We start from the raw sequence: 21,026 nt of genomic DNA, 5'->3' as shown, positions 1-21,026 counted from the left end.
TTATTCTTACTCTCTGGAAACCAAACTCATTTTATAATATCTGAATCTTTTAACATTTTCTTCTATTGAATTAATTAGTTTTTTCTTACCTAAATTTAATAAAAAAAGTAAACAATAAAGAAATATTAATAGATAAATAATAAAAAAAGACGGTTATTTTTTTACAACCGTCTCATTTATAAAAGATTATTTTTCATCAATTTTAACATTATAATTCACTAAACCCGCTTTTGAAGCTGAAATCCAAGCATAATTAAATCCCTACCCAGAGATAATCATCATCATAAATACCCTGCCACAGCAATTTTAAAGAAATAGAATAGTCAATTTAGAATAGATTGGATTTTCTAAATTCTCCAGGAGTAAGACCGGTCATTTTTTTGAAAAATTTTGAAAAGTTGGATGGATCGTAAGTAAAAATTCGGGCAATTTCTGCTATGGATTTATCGGAAATAATAAGCATCTGTTTTGCCTGTATGATAATTTTTTCGTCATAAAAAAAACAGGGATGCTGTCCTGCTTCTTGTTTAATCGTATAGGTAAGATGTTTGTGAGAAACAGCAAGTTCTCTGGCAATTTCATTCATTTCCATAAATTCGGAAACCGATCCTGAAATAACATCCTGAATGTGTTTTTCCAAAAAGGTAAAATACTGACGGGTAATCTCTTCGCTTCTTTTCATCTTGTGTTGTTCTTACTAATTTGTATTCAAGGTATAAATTTAATTATAAGATACAAAACAACATGGTGAACTTTTCGGATATTCAAACTGAATAGCTAATAGAAACTATCTTTGAAAGCCTGGGTAGAGTTTTTCACTTTCAGCTTCTCCAGGATATTCTGACGGTGTCTGCTCACCGTATTGATACTTATGGAAAGCCGATCAGCAATTTCTTTACTGGCATATCCCTCTCCTACAAATTTTAAAACCTCCAGCTCCCTTGGGCTCAGAATATTTTTATAATCAAGCTTATCTTTTACCACCACTTCTCCCTTTACTGTATTAATAATCATAAAATCAGGAGCTGTAGACCTGGCCAGGGAAATATTATAAAGACAGAGAGCCAGCCTCAGCCTGCCGTTATAGGGTGAATACACATAAAACATCCGGTGTTTTACCCATCGGTACTCTTCATTTTTATCTTTCATCCTGATTTTTGACACGACACTATACTCTGCACGCTGTTCCATTTCCATAGCATCCAGTAATTTGAAAAAACGGAGTTCATGGATATATTTCTTCAGTTGGTCATCGGGATGGATCTTTTTCAGCATCTCTTCTTCCCAGATTGTATCTATTTCTGTAGGATTTTCACCTATACTTAACCCAAGCTCTAAAGCTGCTGCAGATTTATAGATATAACTTTTATTTGCCTGCACATCACTTAATACACATATAGCACCTTCCATTTGAGAATATGCATAGGCTCTCTGCTTATAGGCGTCAATATCAAGCATGCATTTTTTGGAAGTGTTATTTAATAATTTATGACTGAGTTGTTCCCGGATTTCCATAATGGTTATTTATCAGTATTGACACAATGTGGGTTTAATAATACTTTTGCTAAAATAATAATTTACCCTTAGAACTTATCCAAAAGAGAATGAAGAAATTGATTTTAGGCTTTTGTGCCTTGTTCCTGATTCAAAAGTTTTCTGCCCAGACTCTGGAGAAAATGACCTGGTTTAATGAACCTGAAAAATGGGAAATCAAAAACAACAGCCTGTCGATGTTTGTAACTCCACAGAGTGACTACTGGAGGATTTCACACTACGGATTCACCGTGGATGACGCTCCCTTCTATTACACTACTTACGGAGGTGAATTTGAAGCAAAAGTAAAAATAACCGGCAGCTACAAAGCAAGATTTGACCAGATGGGTCTTATGCTGAGAACAGACAAAGAGCATTACATCAAAGCCGGAGTGGAGTTTGTAGACGGTAAATATAACCTCAGCACTGTTGTCACTCACAACAAAAGTGACTGGAGCGTCATTACATTAGAAAAAACGCCGCCTGCAGTATGGATAAAAGCCATAAGAAGACTGGATGCTGTGGAAATCTTTTATTCTTTTGATGACAAGAGCTATATCCTAATGCGAAATGCGCCTTTGCAGGACAACACCCCTGTCATGGTTGGATTAATGGCAGCCTGCCCTGATGGAACCGGATTTAATGCTGTATTTGAAAACTTTACAGTAAAACATTTACCGGATGAACGCAGGCTAAAGTGGCTTGAAACTCATCAATAACGATTGAATTACACTTCAATATACAATCAGTTTAATTTAACCTCCCATCATTTCCGGGAGGTTTTTTATGGCTTAAAATGGTAAATTCTGAGAATAAAAAACAAAAAAGAGACCGCTTTAGATGGAGACAGTCTCTTTTATTTTTGAGATAAAACCGTTTGTGTTCTTAGAATCATTATTTAAACGATGAGTTTCTTTAATTGTTCCGAGAATATTTTTGCAAAAATATGAATATCCATAAGCTTTAACAAAGATATTATGTAGAATTAACCTCAGTTTTTTGTCAAACTTTTACTACAAAAAGCAATTAAATAAAACCTAAACCGTTAATCAATAAATCTTAAAAAAAATACAGAAGCATCAATATTTTTCATTTATAAAATCCTAAAAGAAATCACAATCACAGTACAGCATTGAGATTAATAGAAAATGTTTTAAAAGGAATCTAATATAAATTTATCACTTATTTTTGAAATATGTAAAATTCCATATGCTATACTATCGGTAAACCCGGATAAAACTTATATAAAACAGATCGTGGCATACTGATTTATCTCCATAATTTCACTATTTTTACACGATCAAAAAAAATAAAAACACAAAAGACCAGAAAACTTCAATGATAAAAATTTATTTTCAATCGTTCCTACCCATTAAAAAAACTTCGACTTGTACAAATACTAATATTAACCGTCTCTTGCATTAGCAGCAGACATAGATCAGTTTTGCACATATATGAGAATTTGGGCATTTGTTTTTGCTTGCGTATATTTAAACATTTATGGTCAGCACCACACTTCCACATGGTACAATATAGACAATGGGCTTCCTCAAAGTAGTGCAAAGGCCATTGTCAAGGATAAGTATGGCTTTATCTGGATCTCTACAGAAAGCGGACTTGTACGTTATGACGGGAGCTCCTTCATTACGTTTAATAATTTCAGGGTCAATAATCTGCGTTTCGGAGAGTTTATTGGCGACCCGCTTCTGGACAGCATTACGGTTCTCAATAATTTCCAGGAAAATAAGATCATCATTAAAAACAGGTTTCCGAAGCTTTCTAATCTTACCAGCAGTGATAAAATGGTATTTTCCAACGGTACCGGACTTGTACATAGAATTGCCAATAATATCATATCCTCAAACTTCTATAACGATGTTCAGTATTTTATTCAACTTAAAAATTCGGTTTATCATTTTACAGAAAAGAACACCATCATTTATAAGGAAGGGAAAAAGAAAATCAAAATAGTCATCCCTTTTACCAATAGGGATCTGAACTATGCTTTCGTATTGAATGATACACTTTTTATCAATGATCTGAAAAGAAGAAAAACCTATTCCCTCTATAAAGGACATCTTTCTGTTTCTGAAAAGCCTACTCTTTTTAATCATCCGGACACTAAAATCTATTGGCAGCAGATTACCAATCAGACTTTTATTATCAATCATGATAACATTTATATTGTAGAGGGCAGCGAAAATGACCTTCGTTTGAAATTTCTTGTAAAATTTGAAGAAATAGGAAATCATTCCTATTATTCTATGTTTTATGGTAAAGAATTCCACAAACTTTATCTGGGAACGCTCAATAACGGACTGAATGTGCTTAACCTTTCTCATTTTTATGTTTCGAAGAAAGAAGCCGATTTTTCCAATAACGTATATTACGCTTCTCTTCCTTTCAGCAAAAGCACCATCATCGCTGAAGACGGAACGGAGTTCGGAAAAAACGGTATTGTCAAAAAACACCTGTTTGGCAGTAATGAAAACTACCTTATGATGTATGACAATTCCGGAAATCTTCTGATCAGAAAGAGAAACAGCATTGTCAGGTTTTATAAAAATTCAGGGTATAAAAAGAAGGATTCTACTTTTATCAGCAAAGGACTTGAAAGTTTTATGAAAAGCGGGAACCTTTATGGGACCACATGTACTGGTATTTCCGGCACTCAGCTTAATCTTTACAAAAAGGACCAGTTTACAAAACCAGACTTCACTTATCATTTTAAAAGTTCTGTCAATGTTTTTCATCAGTATAGCGAAAATGAAATTCTGACCGGTAACAGTGATGGGCTGTATTCAGTATTGCTGGGAAGTAATACAGTAACCCCTTTACTCAAAAATATCTATGTAAAAAGCATCATCAGGACAAAAGATAATCTAATCTGGATTACTACTAATAAAAACGGGTTCTATCTTTTCAAAGACCATCAACTTATCAAAATGCCGAACGACAGGAACAATTATCTGCAGTCGGCACATTATATCCTTGAAGATCAAAAAGGATATTATTGGATTTCTTCGAACAATGGGTTATTTAAAGTTCTTAAAAAACAGTTGCTGCAATATGCGGAAGACAGAAGAACTCCGGTTTTCTATTACCGTTTCACCAAGAAAGATGGTTTTCTGACCAATGAATTCAATGGCAGTTCGGAGCCCAATGCCCATGCTCTTGAGAGCGGAGATTTTGTATTCCCATCAATGGACGGTTTTGTATTTTTCAATCCGGACAGTATTCGGACGTATTATCCGGACAGGAAAAAAATCTATATTGAAAGGGTGAAAATCGGAAATTCTGAACCTCAGTATTTTCATCAGATTCTTGATTTAAAGAATGACTATAAAACCGCTGAAATTTTTATTGACATTCCTTATTTTTCCAATCTGGAAAATCTTTATATCGAAGCCAGGATATCAGGAAAGGAAAACTCCGACTGGGAACAGATCGCAACCGGAAAGGAATTAAAATACACCATTAGCAATCTTTCTCCAGGTGAATATACGCTGAGTGTAAGAATATTGGTATCTCCTGATGGGAAGTATGAAGAAAGATCAATCCATTTCAAAATTCAGCCTCTTTTTTATCAGACGTTACTGTTCAGAGTGTCAGCTTCTATCATCATCCTGATCATCCTGATCATCATTGTTCAGCTGACAACCAATTTTTTAAGAATAAAAAACAAAGCCTTAAAACAGATTGTTCATAATAAAAACTCTGAACTGAAAGAGACTTCTCTTCACCTTGAAGTAGTAAAAAACAACCTGCAAAAAGAAACTGAATATCAGAAAAAGCTGGTGGAAACTATCAGCCACGACATTACCACTCCTATCAGGTTCATTGCTATGCTTTCTCAGAAGCTTCATGAGTCTGATGACGTGGAACTCCAGAAGAAGTATTTTGACAGTATTTATAAGTCTTCAGAGCAGCTGTATCAATTTACGCTCAACTTAAAAGAATATACTGAGCTTTATAAGGCCGAAAATATTTTTGAAGAAAAGGAATATCCTATGAATAGAATCCTGGAAATCAAAAGCAGATTATTCTGTGAAATTGCAAAGGAAAAAGGAACTACCATCACCAATCTTGCTGATCACCAGGTTTATTCTAAAGTGAATGAAAGTATTTTAACCGCCATTATCCACAACATCCTTGATAATGCCGTGAAAAACACATTGGAGGGAAAGATCACCCTGAATATGACAGAAAGACAACAACAATCCACAATAACTATTGCTGATACCGGAACAGGAATGTCGGAAGAGCAGATCGCTACTTATATGAATCTCTTCAGAAACCCTAAGCTGGAAACTCCCAGTTTCAAAGGAAAGGGGCTAGGTCTGCATATGGTTATCCATCTGGTGAAAAAGATCAATGCTGAGATCAATTTCAGAAAAAACCAGCCCAAAGGAACTATTGTGGAGATAACGCTCAATAAAAACTAATCTCTATGAATGAAAGTATTTTAATCGCTGATGATCACTATGTAGTAAGGGCAGGGACTTCTCTTGTTCTTGAAACTGCTTATCCGAGACTAAAAATAGATTTTGCAGAAAACTATGAACAGGTTAAAAAAAAGCTGGGCGATCAACGTTATGATCTTCTTATTTTGGATATTGATATGCCCGGAACTCAGTATAAAAAAATGGTTCCTGAGCTTAAAAACATACAAAATGACCTCAAGATTCTCATATTTTCAGGGTATGACAAAGATGTTGCCATCCAATATATCAGAGAAGGCGCTGAAGGCTACCTGAACAAACAAAGCAGTGAAGAAGAAATAAAGAATGCCGTGAAAACGGTCATCGAAAAAGGATATTTCTACCCTGCTGAACTGATCGGTCTTATTATTCAAAACAAAAGAAACAATCCTGTAGAAAAGTTATCTACCAGAGAATATGAAATTTTTAAACTCCTTGCTGACGGAAACGGAAACCTGGAGATTGCCAACAGGCTGAATATCCAGATGTCTACAGTAAGCACTTATAAAAAAAGGATCTTTCAAAAGCTTGACGTCTCCAATATTGCAGAATTGATCAAGGTGTACGAGATGATGCATTAAAAAAAACGGGGCCGGAATTTCATACTATTCCCGCCCCAGAAAAAACACAAATCTCATTAGATTTTGAATAACTGATCTATTGATTTCGTTGATTTTTTATATAGTCATTGTATTTTTAGAATCATCAAACAGCTCTACACCAAAGCAATCCTTTAGTATAGCCTCTGTACAGAAAGAAACAGTTCTCTTGTGTTGTCAGAAGTATTAGAATCTGTTGTCGTGGCATCGCTGCTCCCTGCTATAGATTTATTGTCTACACGGAATGCATAATACACTCTGTACCATCTTGGCTCCGGCTCCTGTATGGTAATGTCAAATGTTACCGTCTCATTATTTGTTTGGGTAAGGTAAACACCATCATCAAACTGCCTGTAGGCTCCAGGTGATAATTTGATATTCCCGTTATCGGAATCACCGGTATGGGTAGACATTTCTGAAACCCAGATTTTCACATCTGAGGTCCCTGCATTATAAAGCCTTGGGTTAAAAGTTGTAGCAGCCCCTGTTCCTGCCGAGCTGCTGTTAAATTGCGCATCAAGTCTTAAGAAACCTCCCAAAACAGGAAGATCAGAAAGATAGGTGCTGGCCAATACATTAGCTCCCGAAGTACCTGCAGGTATGCTTCCATGATAGTAAATTAAATCTCCAATAGTAATGTCATCATCTTTTCCTCCAAATGCAAATTTCCAGGTCGTTCCATTGAACATATAATATCCGGATTTATCTACTTTTGCCGTTTTTACAGAAGGTGCAGTCACCGCCTGAGTTACATAGACCAGTGCTCCAGTCTGCGCGGCTAAGTAGACATCATCTTTAGATTTCAGCTGGTCTCCTGTCATTCTGGGAGCCATCACACCATCTGGCACGGTAGCCACATCCGGTTTCCCTTCTACATGTAATGTTACTTTAGGGGAATCCGTATTGATACCTACCTGGGAAAATGCAGCTATTGAAAAACACATCATTATGCTGGCAAGAGTTAATTTTATTTTCTTCATTTTAGTATATTTGTTAAAAAAATTATTTGATTTATTTAAAAGGAGAATAAATCATGTGGGTCAATTGACAAATCATCAATCAGCCTTTATTGAGCTAGCTGGTGCAAAGTTATCCGCATTGATCAATCAATTTTATGAATAATCAATGAAAAACCGGAAACGGTTCAACAACACACAAATAACTAACAATCAATAACATAAAACAGTCATTTTCTGATATTTGACTGTTACAAAATATATTGGAATGACTTAAAATTATCTATTACCACAAATGACTACCACACAAGACAAACAAATTGAACAATATAAAAGACAGCTGGTGTATTATTACAACATTCTGATGTCTGTTATTCTTGCCATATTTGGTTTGATATATACTTTTATCATCCCGGATAAAATAATGGCCTGGTATCTTTTTGGCGGACTATTTTTAATGGTCTATACTTACATGATTGTACGTAAAACGTATTCAGTCAATGTCATGGTACATTCCTACATTATTACGGCTACGCTTTATAATTTTTACATCATGCTTGCTTTCTGGAATAATTCTATTGCAAGCTTTGTGTGGCTTATTCCGATTCCGCTGGCAGCCTATGTTTTCTTTCAGAGGAAGTACGTTTTTATCTACAGTATGTTTGTATTACTGAATATTATTGCGGGATATCTTATTTCAAAAACATTCAGCTTTAAATTCCCAATACACAAACCTGAAGATGTGAGAATTACCGATACCATTCTTATGATTTCCAATGTAGCTGTGATAGCCCTTCTGCTCTATTTTAAGGATAAAATAAAAAGAGTGGAAATCTACCGTGAAATTGAAAAGAAGACCCTGAATATAGAACTCCAACCAGCACCTGTGGTAGAAAAAACACCTTTTGCAGACGAACTATTTGAGAAAATTGAACTTGTAATGAGGGAAAAACAACTGTATAAAGATGTTAATTTTAATATTTCAAAGCTTTCTACAGAAATGAATATCAACAGCAGCTATATTTCAAAATCAATCCGGGTAAAGGGATATCCCAATTTCAATAACTACCTGAATATGTACAGGATTGAGTGTGTAAAAAGACTGCTTAATGAAAATGATCTTGAGAAGGTAACCCTTATGTATATTTATACGGAAGCCGGATTTTCAAACCAGTCTACGTTCAACAGGGTGTTCAAGCAGATGGAAAGCATCACTCCTTCCGAATACATCAGCAGTTTACACCTACACTGATCGGTTTCACCAATCAATATCATTGAGATAATGATTTTTTAATTCGGAAAATAATCAGGAAATTTACAAGACTTAATTTTCTGTCAAACCTCTGCATTTTAATTGCAAAAAATCATGAATTCATCTGAAAAAACCAATCAGGGAAGCCAACGTTTCCGATACATAAAACTTTGTATTTTCTTTTCAGGACTTTCTGTTTTTGCCCAGCTTTATCTTTTCCAGCCGATGCTGCCGATGGCGGCAGAACAGTTCGGGGTATCTGTAGGTGATACTTCCCTACTCGTGTCTTCATCTACAATAGGAATGGCATTAGGATTACTGTTTTTTGCTTTTAAAGCCGACAGCTATTCCAGAAAAAGCCTGATGGTCTTTTCGTTGATTTCGTCTGCCCTGCTTACCATTATTTCTACCTGGATCCCAAGCTTAAGCCTGTTAATTGCTATCGGAGTATTGAAGGGTTTTGTCGTTTCTGGTGTTTCTGCAGTTGCTCTTGCCTATCTTACAGAGGAAGTGAATGCATTCGCGGTACCTGCGGCAATCAGTATGTATCTCAGCGGGAATACAATTGGCGGGATGAGTGGAAGAATACTGGCAACTCTTATGGCAGGAGAATTCGGATGGCGAAATGCCGTACTTCTTATCGGGATAGAAAGCTTTATTCTGGGTATTATATTTTGGAAACTATTTCCGGAATCAAGGTTTTTCAATCCTCAGAAAACAGATTATCACCTTAAGGTAAAGCAGATGAAGTTTTTCCTGACAAATCCTTATATGCTTCGTCTATACTGTACAGCAGCTTTGCTGATGGGAGCTTTTGTGAGTGTATACAATTACCTGACATTCAGACTGGAAGCAAAACCTTTTTCATTGAGCCATTTTATCATTGCCTTTATCTTCCTGATGTATATTTTTGGAGTTTTCGGAACTATGATTGCAGGCCGGCTTTCCAAAAGATTTGGCATGAATGATATTCTGAAAGGTTCTATTTTGTTTATGCTTACCGGAGCTTCATTATTATTATCAGAAAACATCTATATCCTTATTTTCGGACTTGGGCTTTTTACCCTTTCATTTTTTGCAGCTCACACAATGGCCAGTCAGATGACTGCCTTATATGCCAAACGTGGAAAATCTTCGGCCACTTCTATTTACTGGCTGTTTTATTATTTTGGTTCAAGCATTCTGGGCAGTGGTACAGGATATCTTCTTCATGCTTATTCCTGGAATGTCTTCATAGGCGTACTTATTATATCGGTGATTACAGCACTTCTGTTGACCACTGCGAACGTAGTTCCAAAAGAAAGAACAAAAAACTAGTACCACACACGTACCACATCTATTTTTTCCTAAAACGCTATTATTCCCGCATGGGTGTGCTATTTTAACATATCATTAATTTTTTACAGTGAAAATTTAACCTAATCTTCACTAAAACAAGGCTTAACAATATAATGCAGGGCATACTATTTGCTATTTATTTGAGACTTTATCATCACCTTAAAAACTCAGAATATTATGAATGTAGCAGATTTAAAAATCAAGAACTTAGTTGAGTACAAAAACCAAATTTATACAATCACTGAGATCTTTCACAATGTTGAACAGGCTTATTTTGTTAAAATTGAAAATGATATTCAAAGTATCTCAGTCCCGGCAGCCTCTATCAAACCTATTAAAATAACCGAGGAATGGCTTGAAAAGTTAGGATTTTCAAGAACTTACACTTCGGATCAGAGTATACGGTATGAAAGACCGGAAACTTTTATAAAATATGATATAGACCTGAGTTCCAGAAAAATTCTGGAAGGTCTTAAAATATACGGCAACGCCATAAAATGCAGATACATCCATGAATTTCAGAATATTTTCTCAAGCTTATTCGGAAAAGAAACAACTTTACATTATGGCTATTTGAAAACAGAATCGTAGCTAAATAGTTCTTAGTGAAAGGAGACCACAATTTATTCCATAGATTGTGGTCTTTTTTTGGAATACAATAAACAGAATGTCTGATTTTGTCCTCATTCAATATTAATTTACGAAAAATTCACCATTGATACCTCATTAATTTCATTGATATTTGTCTTAATAATATAAAACACACATCAATGATGCTAAAGATTATCAATTTTGCACTGATTCTATTTGCAGTCTTTATGGGCTTCAAACAAGGAATCGCTATGATTTCAGGTAAACCAGAGATGACAGAAATGTTCGGAAAATGGGGATTTGACAAAACAGGACTTATCATCAATGGAGCATTTACGATATTGGCTTCTGTCATGATTTTATTTCCGAAAACATTTGTCTGGGGAAACTTTCTGATGGCAGCCGGTATCCTATTGATCATCTGTTTCCAGCTTTTGAACAAAGATCTGAAAGGGGCTATGATAGAGCTTCCTTTTCTTTGTTTGAATCTTCTGATCATCTATCTTCAACATCCTCTTAAAAGCTAAAACAGATGAGAGCCTATAAGTTGATAACCCTATTTCTAATAAGCTTTTCCTGCATAGCCTGTGGACAAAATACGAACAAAGAGAAACACCAAACTTCAAAAAAACAAACCATAATGGACTTATCAAAAATAACAGACCCTTCGGTAAAACAAGCGATCGAGGCATTACAGAACGGCGATAAAAGCTGGTACAGCTTCTTCACAGAGAACCCAACAATGACAGATGACGGCCAGCATGTAGACTTTAAATCATTTTTTTCTAACGCTCTCGGCAACGAGAAATTTCTCAGCATAGACCGTGTAGAAAATGATGGAAAAGATATTTATGGCAACTTTCAGGCTGGAAAATGGGGAACCTTTCCTGTATTTTTCAGATTCCATAAAAACGCTGAAGGAAAATTTGAAAGGCTGGATATCGGACAGAACAAATAAACTCTATCGATACCGAAAAAGTGTCATTCTGGTTTTTCATGTAAGAACATCAGAATGACACTTTTGAGAAGACTATTTTATTCTTTTGAACTCAATATTAGAGAGATTTCCTCCTGATAATAGAAATCCGGATACTGTTTTATTTTTATCATATTTAACATCAAGCCGTCCGAAGAATGACACAGAAGAATACAGCTCTGAATCGCTTAGGAAATACAACGGAATATCAGGATTCAAAGAATGTCTGGCAATCAGTTTATTATTTTCTATAACCAACTGATAAATGGTGTTGAATTCTTCATTCCTATAAAACCCTACAAACTTGGTAAGATCTATTTTATCTTCTTTCAAAGGTTTTAAGATTACTTTTTTACAGATAAACGTAAAATCTCCAATCCTGAATGTTACCGATCCCGGATGAAATGTAAGGCTTCCTGTCGGAATAGAAGGGATATTAAATTTGTTATCTCCTACCGTCTCTAACGGAGTTTTACTCCCTTTAGGATACATATTCCTGCCATCTGTTGTGAAGTCCAGATAATTTCCAGGATTGATTTCATAAGTCCCTTCAAATGATTTCAGCTCGGCAGCGGTATACGTTACTTTTTGGGGTGGCGGCGGAAGAATCTGCTGATCCTTAAGAAATACATCTACTACTCTATAGGCAATCAGCAATCCGTCAAAGGCCCTTTTATTTCCGGCAAGAACAATAGACAGATTATAGGCGGGAATATGCAGGATATAAGATCTGTAGCTGGCAGTACCTCCACCATGAAAGACAATATCCAGACCTTTATACTTTCCGGTTTGCAGGCCTAATCCGTATTCTACTTTTTCCCCATTATTTAAAAAGGTGTTTTCCTCCATCTTATTATAAATCTCGCGGCTTCCAATGGATGGTTTCTGAAAATTAATTGCCCATGTACACAAATCGTTCAGTGTAGTGAAAATATTGGAAGCTCCATTTCCCATTTGCCCCAGAGGTGTTTTTATAAAACCGGAACTGTCTTCCTGATAAGATTCTGCTCTATTCGGAGTAATGTTCACCGCATCCTCCATTACCATTGTATGATCCATATGCAATGGTTTGAAAATATATTCTTTAAGTATCTGTGCAAAATCTTTTTTGTAAATTCTGTGGAGAATTTCTGCAAGCAACAGAAAACCGGTATTGTTGTATCTGTATTCATCACCAGGTTTAAAGTTGATACTTTTAATAGCCAAAACTGTTTTTGCAGCATCCGCACTAGTCACCCTCACTTCAATTCCAATTCCTTGCAAGTCTTTGATAGTTGTATAGTCCGGTAATCCATGGGTATGATTAGCCAGCTGTCTGATGGTGATTTTGTAGGGTAAATGTTTCAATTCCGGGAGATAAGTTCTGATATCATCTTCAAAAGACAATCGGCCTTCTTTTTCAGCCATAAAGGCAACAAATGCGGTAAACTGTTTGGAAACGGAAGCGATATTAAAAGCCGTAGAATCGGTCACGGGAGTCCGGTCTTCAAGATTTGCAAGTCCGTATGTTTTTTTATAGATTACTTTTCCGTCTTTAATAATGCCAACAGCCATTCCGGGTGTATTGGATTTAGAATAACTGCTCACTATGGAATCTGCTTTTCGGATCTTATCCTGCTGGGTCAATTGTCCGAAATAAAATCCGGTGTTCAGAATTATAAAAAGGACCAATGCCAATCTGATTTGTGGTTTCATCTGTTATAAATTTTAATGATGAAGCAAATCTGAGATTTTGCAATGATTTAAATATCCGACTACCGGAAATCGGACTGATTTTTCAGATAAAAATAGTCCGATTTAAAGTCGGACACCATTTAAACAATTGATTTTCTGTAATCTGTAGGAGTAACCCCTGTTTCTTTTTTGAATGCTGTATAAAATGAAGATTTGGAATTAAACCCCACTTCATACAGAACTTCAAGCACGGTAAGCTGAGGCTGATCCTTAAGAATCGCTTTTGCTTTATTAATTCTGAACTCATTAATAAAGTCAAAAAAATGTTTACCCGTATGCTGGTTGATTAATCCCGACAATTGCTTTTCCGGAATATCGATCTGTTTCGCCAGTTTCTGCAAAGTAAGCTTATCGTCCAGATATGGTTTTTCAGTTTCCATAAATATCAGGAGATTTTTCAACTGTTCCGGTTCCTCTTTTTGAGGCTCATCAACTTGTTGTATCGGAATCAGATCCTTATTGATCCCAGCCAAAAGATTGGGACGGTATAAAGCATTTAATACAAACCAGCTGATGATAAATAAAACAAACAGTGATGAAAATGCATATAAATACATAAAAGTAGAAGAATCAGTCTTCGTAAAACCCCTCAGCAATACAAAAAAACTCCCGATCAAAAAGAGAATAGTGGTCTGCATCAGCCATTTATACGTAAGGTGATGATTGCTTGAGTAGTTTTCCTGATACAGTTTCCGGAACGTCCTGAGCACAAGAAATACAGCAACGATATAAAAGTAATACTGAACTGTAGAAACGATATCAAATATCTGATTATTTTGCTCAGAAATTCCTGTTATGCTAAACCACAACAAAAAGAACAAAAACGGTAATGCATGCAGGAGATGTTTTGTACGAAGGGTAAAGTTATAATAACAGGCAGCATTGACGTACAGAAAATAGAGAGGCATCTGGAGCAGAACACTGCCCAGTTTGAACCCTTTAATCAATTTATTATCAGACGGTGTTAGGAAGAACCCCGAAAGATCAATCACAGAAATCAACAGAAAGGCTGCAAATAGATAATTGGGTAATTTTCTTTCTGATTTTGCTGTAATAAGGAAGGCGCTTAACAGCAGAAAAAGGAAAAAAATAATTTTGCCTAAATCGTTGATGAATGACATATTCTCTATTTTCATGATATTCACAAAACTACAAATAATCAGGATTCTAAAAATCATATACAGAAATTCATCATCAGAATAATTCATTCTATCCATCATTTTCTTCAATCCATCATTTAACAAACTGACAAACAATTAATTAAGCAAATATTAAAGTTTCTTTGTGCTTTCAAAAAAGAAATATATGAGAAAGAAATGGATTATAATAGCTGCTCTCACACAGGCAGTTTATGCTTTTGCTCAGATAGAAATCAGATCAGAATATCTGCCACAGCAAAAATACATTGATGATAATCGGGAAAAAACCGACGGAAAAAGCGCTGCTTTTACCACCACCTTTACAGTAACCGCTCCGGTAAGTGTAAAGCCGACTGCTTATCAACAACCTAAAATATGGGCAGCAACGCTGAATGCTTCATACACTTCGTTCAGCAATGAGGGAGTTGCCACAGAGGCATTGCCTAAAGAAATAGCATCCACAGACCTTGGAGTACTTTATATGACTCCGATACATGAGAAACTGATGTTTGTCGGAGGAGTTTCAGCCGGGATATATTCTACCCATACCGATCTTCAGAAACTGGAAATAGATCAGGTTGTAGTAAATGCCTATTCTTCATTGATATGGCAGATCCGCCCTAAGATAAAACTTGGCGTTGCCCTCATCGCAAATAATGCTTTTGATAAGCCAATGCTTATTCCCATGCCTTATTTCCAATACCATAGCGAAAAAAAACGGGGAATGGAATACCATGCTGAGTTTAGTTATACTCCCAAATTCTCTGTGGGCTACAGATTTAATGAAACCCTGGCTTTACGCATTGTAAACCGTCCGAAATTTTTCTTTTCTCTTGCCAAAATTGACGGACAGAAGAAATATTTTGATCATCATTTCGTAAGTCTTGGCATAGAACCTGAGTATCGAATCAACAACTGGACGTTCAGTGGCACATTTGGAGCCAACTTCGGACGTACAGACCGATACAGAGACCGGGAACCTTCCCAATTTTTGAAATGGGGAAATGCTACTTTTGATCCTTCAGTTTATATTTCTGCAGGGATTAAATATAACTTTGCAGGAAAACGAAAATAACTTATTCTTGTATCACAAAAATGAACAGAACAGCTTATTATACCTTTTATCACCAACACAATATTAAATATGGATTTTGCTGAAATTTTCAAAGATCAGGAGACAAAGAACAGGAAATATGTGATTGCTCTTTATTATTTCATTGTCACTTCCATCTACACCGTATACCAGATCTTTTTCTTCAATACCATTATGCAGAGCAGTATTCTGTCTAAAATCAGCCTGTGGGATAATTTTCCGCTGCAGTTTGTGCTTATATACCCTATTGTACTGGTAATGACTTTTCTGGATTATCTTTTGATCAAATTAATCAACGGAATTACTCCCATGCATACCAGTATGTATAGACATGCTTCTTCATTATTTGTAAGTAATATTCTGCTGTGTATTTTGCTATATTTTGCATTCAATTTTATTGTTACAGAGATATTTGATGTAGGAATAAAGCAGTCTCTTTCTTATAAAACAGGTCTTATTCTTAATATAACTGCCAATCTGCCTATTCTGCTGGTACTCGATTTATTATTTTACTTTCAGGCAGAGCGCAAAGCCTTTAAAGCTTCTGAAAAAGCAAAACACAATATGCTGATGTATCAGTATAATGCATTGCGGGCACAAGTAAATCCACATTTTTTGTTCAATTCTCTGAATGTACTGTCTTCTCTGATATATGAAAATCAGGAACAGGCCAACAAATACACCAAAGCTCTGTCACAGGTATACAGACAGGTGCTTTCTGTAAGTAAAAAACCACTGAATACTCTACAGGAAGAGATGCATTTCTTCCGCCAATACCAGTTTTTAATGGAAATAAGATTTGAGAAAGGCTTTGTTATTGATATCGAAACAATGGATCAATGGCAACATCAGAAAATTGTGGCTTTCAGCTTTCAGCTCCTGCTGGAAAATGCTTTCAAGCACAATATAAGTTCAGCTGCAACTCCACTGATGATCCATATTTCTGCTGATAAGAACGGCATATCTTTCCGAAACAAAATATCTTTGCGAAATGATGCCATCAAAGGAGAAGGAATAGGTCTCTCTTTTCTGATTGCACAATACGACCGCTATCACAAAAAACTGGAAATAATAGAAGAAAAGGATGAGTTTATTGTTAAAATACCTTTCGTAGAATGAAAAAATACCTGATCATTGAAGATGAGCGTCTGGCTTTTTCTGAACTGAAACGAATGATGGATAAACTCCGTCCGAATGATATATTGTTGGAAAGAACTCAAAGTGTCCTGGAGTCTGTGGAATTTCTCCAGGAAAATAACCCTGATTTTATTCTGATGGATATCAGCCTTTCGGACGGAAGCTGCTTTGAAATCTTCAATCATATCAAGGTGGAAGTTCCTATTATTTTTACGACAGCTTATGATGAATATGCAATTCAGGCTTTTAAAGTTAATAGTATAGATTATTTACTGAAACCTATCTCTGAAGAGGATCTGGAACGAGCACTTATAAAGCTGGAAGACCTGCATTTTGACAGAGAACAGAAAGAAACAGGCATTCGTATGGTGGAATCATCATTGATGAAAAAAGTAAAAAACAGATATTTGGTACATTCCCGTGAAGGATATCTGTATGTGGAATCCAAAAATATCGCCTATTTCTACAGTGAAGAAAAAGTAGTGATGCTGCATACTTTTGACAATAAGAGGTATATTATCAATTATACTTTGGACCAATTGGAAGACCAGCTCATTGAAGACCTGTTTTTCAGGGTTTCCCGCAACTGCATTGCTAATATTAAAGCGATCAAAGGAATTAAAAAGGTGGAAAATAGTAGACTGAATATCGAATTTGAACCAGAATGCCCCCACGAAATTATTGTAAGCAGAGTACGGGTTCAGAATTTCCTGGAATGGCTGAATGATGATTAAATAATATGCTTAATCTCCGTGTTCATTTCTTATTTTTACAGTAAACTTAATCATCCGTCATGAAAGAAGTAATCGTCTATCAAATAGATTCTTTTACAAAAGAAAAATTCAAAGGAAATCCCGCAGGAGTTGTATTAAATGCTGAAAATCTTACCTCTGAAGAAATGCAGCTGATTGCCCGGGAACTTAACAATTCTGAAACAGCATTTGTTTTCAAACCTGATACCCGGGAAGAAAATTTTGATTATCATGTTCGTTACTTCACTCCCACCACAGAAGTTCCTTCCTGCGGTCATGCTACTATTGCCGCACTCTATGCAAAAGCTCAGGAAGATCAGCTGGACTCCTGCACTATTAAAATAAATACCCAAATCGGAATATTACCGATTTATATTGACAGGAACAGCAATGATTATCTTATCACAATGACACAGGGAAGCTTTGAGCTGAGCCCTGTTTTTGATGCTTCAACCATTCAGAAAATTGTACAGGCTCTGGGGTTGACCATGGATGATCTTGATGAAAAATGTCCGGTACAGATCGCTTCAACAGGGCATTCAAAAGTCATGATCGGCATTAAAAGCAGTACGATTTTAAATCAACTTACTCCTGATCTTATCGCTTTGGAAAAACTTAGTAAAGAAATCGGATGTAACGGATATTTCGTATTTACTTTTGATACGGATGAAAAAGATATTTTAACCAATGGAAGAATGTTTGCTCCAGCCATCGGCATTTCTGAAGATCCGGTTACCGGAAACGCTAACGGACCTTTGGGAGGTTATCTTATTCAAAACAAAATCAGAGAGGCTGCAGATGGGATTTTTGAATTCACGGGAAAACAAGGTGAAACCCTCAACAGGATTGGTAAAGTAAAGGTACGGGTAACCGTCAAAGACAATCAACCTGATATCATAAGTATTACCGGAAATGCAGTAGGTGTTTTTAGAACAACTATGGTTCTGAAATAATTCCACCCATTATATTTACAAAAGTTGTCCCCGTTAGAGAGAATCAATCGTCATTGACTTAAATCAAAAAAAATGAGAAGTGAAGGAGGTCCCTTTTTTATTGCGCTTCTGCGTATCCAAAGCAAATATAATTACATTTGATAGAGCCTTTTTGAGAAACCATGGTCAATCCGAATGAAATAACGCCGCACTTATTCAGAACAGAATACAGCAAAATCGTTGCAGTACTTTGTAAAAGTTTTGATATTAAACATATCGAAATTGCAGAAGATATTGCCAGCGAAACTTTTCTGAAAGCTTCAGAATACTGGGCAATAAATGGACTTCCAGATAATCCTGCTGCATGGCTTTACACCGTGGCTAAGAATAAAGCAAAAGATTATTTCAAGCATCTTTCTGTTGTTGAAAAAAATAAACAGGAAGGGGTGAAAATATTTGAAAATGAAAATTATACAATAGACTTTGACACCAAAAATATATCCGACAGCCAGCTGGAAATGATTTTTATGATCTGTAATCCTGTCAATTCCCAGGAAACCCAAATAGGTCTGGCTCTTCAGATTCTATGTGGTTTTAGTATAGAAGAAATTGCCAATGCCTTTTTTTCCAAAACGGAAACCATCAAAAAACGTCTGCAACGGGGACGGGAAACACTCAGAACCCATCATTTTGCAATAGAATCTTTAAGCGAACAGGATATTCACCAACGTTTGGAAGCGGTATTAACTGCTTTATATTTACTGTTTAATGAAGGCTATTTCTCCAGAACAAATAATCTTTTAATCCGTAAAGATCTCTGTCTGGAAGCAATAAGACTCACCCTGATTCTTACTGATCATCCATGTACGAATACTCCTAAAACTAATGCATTACTGGCATTGATGTGTTTTCAGAGTTCAAGGTTGGATGCCAGAACGAATGATAAAGGGGAAGCGGTTCTCTTTGACGAGCAGGACGAAACATTATGGGATAAAACTTTGATTGAAAAAGGCAATTACTACCTGACAGAAGCCTGTCACACCAACAGCACTTCGATTTCTAAATACCAGCTGGAAGCAGGTATCGCTTATTGGCATACTTCTCCGGCTGGTCAAGATAAATGGCAGCATATTTTAAACCTGTACAATCAGCTTATCATTTTCGAATATTCTCCCATTACTGCTTTAAACAGAGCTTTTGCTTTTTCCAAAGTCTATGGAAATAAGAAAGCAATCACTGAAGCAGAAAAACTTAGTCTCACAGACAACGAGTATTATCATGGATTATTGGGATATTTATATGCTGAGCTCGATACAGATGAAGCCATTCATCATTTTGAAGAAGCCATCCGTCTGACCCAATCAAAATCAGAAAAACAGACTTTGCAGAAACAGATCAATGTTTTAAAGCAATCAAAGTAAGATGTAAATAAAAAGCCCCCAGATCATTGATTTGGAGGCTTTATTTTAATTATTTGTCGTTGATAGTATTAGCAATTTCTTTCCCAATAGGATAAATATTGATCAGTTTTTGTCTGTTGATCTCAACAATGTCACCGTTTTTAATCTTATATTTCTTTTGTAAAGGTTTTTCATTACAATAAACCGCATCTGTGTCAAGCAGCAGATTCAATGTAGATGATGAAAGACCTAAACATTTTCGGATAACTGTTGAAGCTCTTATGTTAAAATCAAAAGGACATTGTATTTGAAACGAAATCATTTCATTGTCCATATTGATAGCACCCTCTACTGGAAGGGTTTGATATAGAATTTCATATTCTACACTTTCCAAATCTGCTTCCACATTATTTTTCCTTCTTATTTCCTGTGAGAAAGCATATTCCCAGGCGATTTCCGTATTGTTTTCTGAAAATTTATTGAATATTTCTTTACTGATGGATTCCGTTCTGATTCTTGAAAACACCGTCATGTTATAGGTGTTGCTGCATTTTACACATCTGTAAATTAACCATATATCAATATTCTTTTTTTGAGCATTCAATCTGAATTTATCACTGCAATAAAATCTTTCGCTGTTACAATGACTGCATTTCTTTTTGAGTAAGGGAGTATTTTTCGCTTGTACTTCCCATGTATAGTGTGTACTCATTACTTATAATCGTGCTTAGTATTCTTTATTGGATTTTTTCCATACTATTCAAGCATTACAAGAAAGTGGGTACGTATCTGGCACTTACCCCAAAGAGTATTCTTAAGGTATAGTTTGCCATCTATTTCAGTCTTTGATCAATAGTAATTGTGAAAACCGAAATAGCAGATACAGCTGCCCTTTACAGGCAATGCAATACATAATATGATGAAATGAAAACCTGTTCGGGTAGAATTACCCAAACGAAAGAACGATCAGCCTGTGGTTACTGAGACTGATACTAAGCGATAATAAGTTTAAGAGTTGTTCTCAAAACGAGTTATTTACTTGGTTATGATAAAAATAGTCAATTTTATCGAAGAATAGGGTGTTTTTAAATTTTTATTAAAAAAACGAGATTA

Annotated in this window: 19 protein-coding genes; 13 read left to right on the top strand and 6 right to left on the bottom strand. The window is 35.7% G+C overall.

The window, feature by feature from the left end; all coding sequences use genetic code 11:
• Positions 1–328: 328 nt before the first annotated feature.
• Together C1634_RS08685 and C1634_RS08680 are read right to left on the bottom strand one after the other, a co-directional pair.
• Positions 329–682 carry a helix-turn-helix domain-containing protein gene (locus C1634_RS08685; RefSeq protein ID WP_109738240.1) on the bottom strand — a complete coding sequence of 118 codons (354 nt, stop codon included), beginning with the start codon at positions 680–682 and terminating at the stop codon, positions 329–331.
• Between the two features lie 95 nt (positions 683–777).
• A complete protein-coding gene (locus C1634_RS08680) occupies positions 778–1,515 on the bottom strand; it encodes a response regulator transcription factor (RefSeq protein ID WP_109738239.1) in 738 nt (245 codons plus the stop codon).
• An 89-nt stretch (positions 1,516–1,604) separates the two neighbouring features.
• Here C1634_RS08680 and C1634_RS08675 point away from each other — a divergent pair, with 89 nt between their 5' ends.
• The 3 genes from C1634_RS08675 (at position 1,605) to C1634_RS08665 (ending at position 6,595) form a co-directional block, all read left to right on the top strand.
• Positions 1,605–2,252, top strand: a complete 648-nt coding sequence (locus C1634_RS08675; RefSeq protein ID WP_103235537.1) for a DUF1349 domain-containing protein — start codon at positions 1,605–1,607, stop codon at positions 2,250–2,252.
• 735 nt (positions 2,253–2,987) lie between these two features.
• Positions 2,988–5,978, top strand: a complete 2,991-nt coding sequence (locus C1634_RS08670) for a sensor histidine kinase (RefSeq protein ID WP_109738238.1) — start codon at positions 2,988–2,990, stop codon at positions 5,976–5,978.
• Positions 5,979–5,983: 5 nt separating this feature from the next.
• Positions 5,984–6,595, top strand: coding sequence for a response regulator (locus C1634_RS08665; protein WP_103233249.1), 612 nt, complete (start codon positions 5,984–5,986; stop codon positions 6,593–6,595).
• A gap of 152 nt (positions 6,596–6,747) precedes the next feature.
• Here the strand turns inward: C1634_RS08665 and C1634_RS08660 are convergent, their stop codons facing one another.
• Positions 6,748–7,593, bottom strand: coding sequence for a hypothetical protein (locus C1634_RS08660; RefSeq protein ID WP_103233250.1), 846 nt, complete (start codon positions 7,591–7,593; stop codon positions 6,748–6,750).
• Between the two features lie 271 nt (positions 7,594–7,864).
• Here C1634_RS08660 and C1634_RS08655 point away from each other — a divergent pair, with 271 nt between their 5' ends.
• From C1634_RS08655 to C1634_RS08635, 5 genes are all read left to right on the top strand, one after another.
• The gene (locus C1634_RS08655) at positions 7,865–8,821 is read left to right on the top strand and encodes a helix-turn-helix domain-containing protein (protein ID WP_103233251.1); all 957 of its coding nucleotides are present in this window, start codon (positions 7,865–7,867) and stop codon (positions 8,819–8,821) included.
• Between the two features lie 114 nt (positions 8,822–8,935).
• Entirely contained in the window at positions 8,936–10,138 is a 1,203-nt protein-coding gene (locus C1634_RS08650) for an MFS transporter (protein WP_103233252.1), read from the top strand.
• A 198-nt stretch (positions 10,139–10,336) separates the two neighbouring features.
• Positions 10,337–10,750 carry a hypothetical protein gene (locus C1634_RS08645; RefSeq protein ID WP_103233253.1) on the top strand — a complete coding sequence of 138 codons (414 nt, stop codon included), beginning with the start codon at positions 10,337–10,339 and terminating at the stop codon, positions 10,748–10,750.
• A gap of 179 nt (positions 10,751–10,929) precedes the next feature.
• Positions 10,930–11,277 carry a DoxX family protein gene (locus tag C1634_RS08640; RefSeq protein ID WP_109738237.1) on the top strand — a complete coding sequence of 116 codons (348 nt, stop codon included), beginning with the start codon at positions 10,930–10,932 and terminating at the stop codon, positions 11,275–11,277.
• Between the two features lie 113 nt (positions 11,278–11,390).
• A complete protein-coding gene (locus C1634_RS08635; protein ID WP_228410031.1) occupies positions 11,391–11,708 on the top strand; it encodes a hypothetical protein in 318 nt (105 codons plus the stop codon).
• A 72-nt stretch (positions 11,709–11,780) separates the two neighbouring features.
• Here the strand turns inward: C1634_RS08635 and C1634_RS08630 are convergent, their stop codons facing one another.
• Together C1634_RS08630 and C1634_RS08625 are read right to left on the bottom strand one after the other, a co-directional pair.
• Positions 11,781–13,421, bottom strand: coding sequence for a serine hydrolase domain-containing protein (locus C1634_RS08630; protein WP_103233256.1), 1,641 nt, complete (start codon positions 13,419–13,421; stop codon positions 11,781–11,783).
• A 119-nt stretch (positions 13,422–13,540) separates the two neighbouring features.
• Positions 13,541–14,668, bottom strand: a complete 1,128-nt coding sequence (locus tag C1634_RS08625; protein WP_165835291.1) for a helix-turn-helix domain-containing protein — start codon at positions 14,666–14,668, stop codon at positions 13,541–13,543.
• 97 nt (positions 14,669–14,765) lie between these two features.
• On the opposite strand from C1634_RS08625, the gene C1634_RS08620 reads away from it, so the two are divergent.
• The 5 genes from C1634_RS08620 to C1634_RS08600 all read left to right on the top strand — a co-directional run bounded on the left by C1634_RS08620 (position 14,766) and on the right by C1634_RS08600 (position 19,934).
• Positions 14,766–15,674: a DUF6268 family outer membrane beta-barrel protein gene (locus C1634_RS08620; protein WP_103233258.1), complete on the top strand. Its 909-nt coding sequence runs from the start codon at positions 14,766–14,768 to the stop codon at positions 15,672–15,674.
• 69 nt (positions 15,675–15,743) lie between these two features.
• Positions 15,744–16,811 (top strand): sensor histidine kinase, encoded by a 1,068-nt coding sequence (locus C1634_RS08615; RefSeq protein ID WP_103233259.1) that lies wholly within the window; start codon positions 15,744–15,746, stop codon positions 16,809–16,811.
• Positions 16,808–17,563 (top strand): LytR/AlgR family response regulator transcription factor, encoded by a 756-nt coding sequence (locus C1634_RS08610; RefSeq protein ID WP_103233260.1) that lies wholly within the window; start codon positions 16,808–16,810, stop codon positions 17,561–17,563. Before C1634_RS08615 ends, C1634_RS08610 begins: the two co-directional genes overlap by 4 nt.
• Before the next feature lie 59 nt (positions 17,564–17,622).
• The gene (locus tag C1634_RS08605) at positions 17,623–18,534 is read left to right on the top strand and encodes a PhzF family isomerase (protein ID WP_103233261.1); all 912 of its coding nucleotides are present in this window, start codon (positions 17,623–17,625) and stop codon (positions 18,532–18,534) included.
• 161 nt (positions 18,535–18,695) lie between these two features.
• Positions 18,696–19,934, top strand: a complete 1,239-nt coding sequence (locus C1634_RS08600; RefSeq protein ID WP_109738235.1) for an RNA polymerase sigma factor — start codon at positions 18,696–18,698, stop codon at positions 19,932–19,934.
• Positions 19,935–19,983: 49 nt separating this feature from the next.
• On the opposite strand, the gene C1634_RS08595 is transcribed toward C1634_RS08600, so the two are convergent.
• Entirely contained in the window at positions 19,984–20,625 is a 642-nt protein-coding gene (locus C1634_RS08595) for a DUF1062 domain-containing protein (RefSeq protein WP_109738234.1), read from the bottom strand.
• Between the last annotated feature and the right edge of the window lie 401 nt (positions 20,626–21,026).

Origin of the sequence: Chryseobacterium viscerum, from assembly GCF_002899945.2 — a bacterium.
Classification (GTDB): Bacteria; Bacteroidota; Bacteroidia; order Flavobacteriales; family Weeksellaceae; genus Chryseobacterium; species Chryseobacterium viscerum.
Note: the sequence above shows the minus strand (reverse complement) of the source record. Positions and strands in the feature narration are given on the sequence as shown.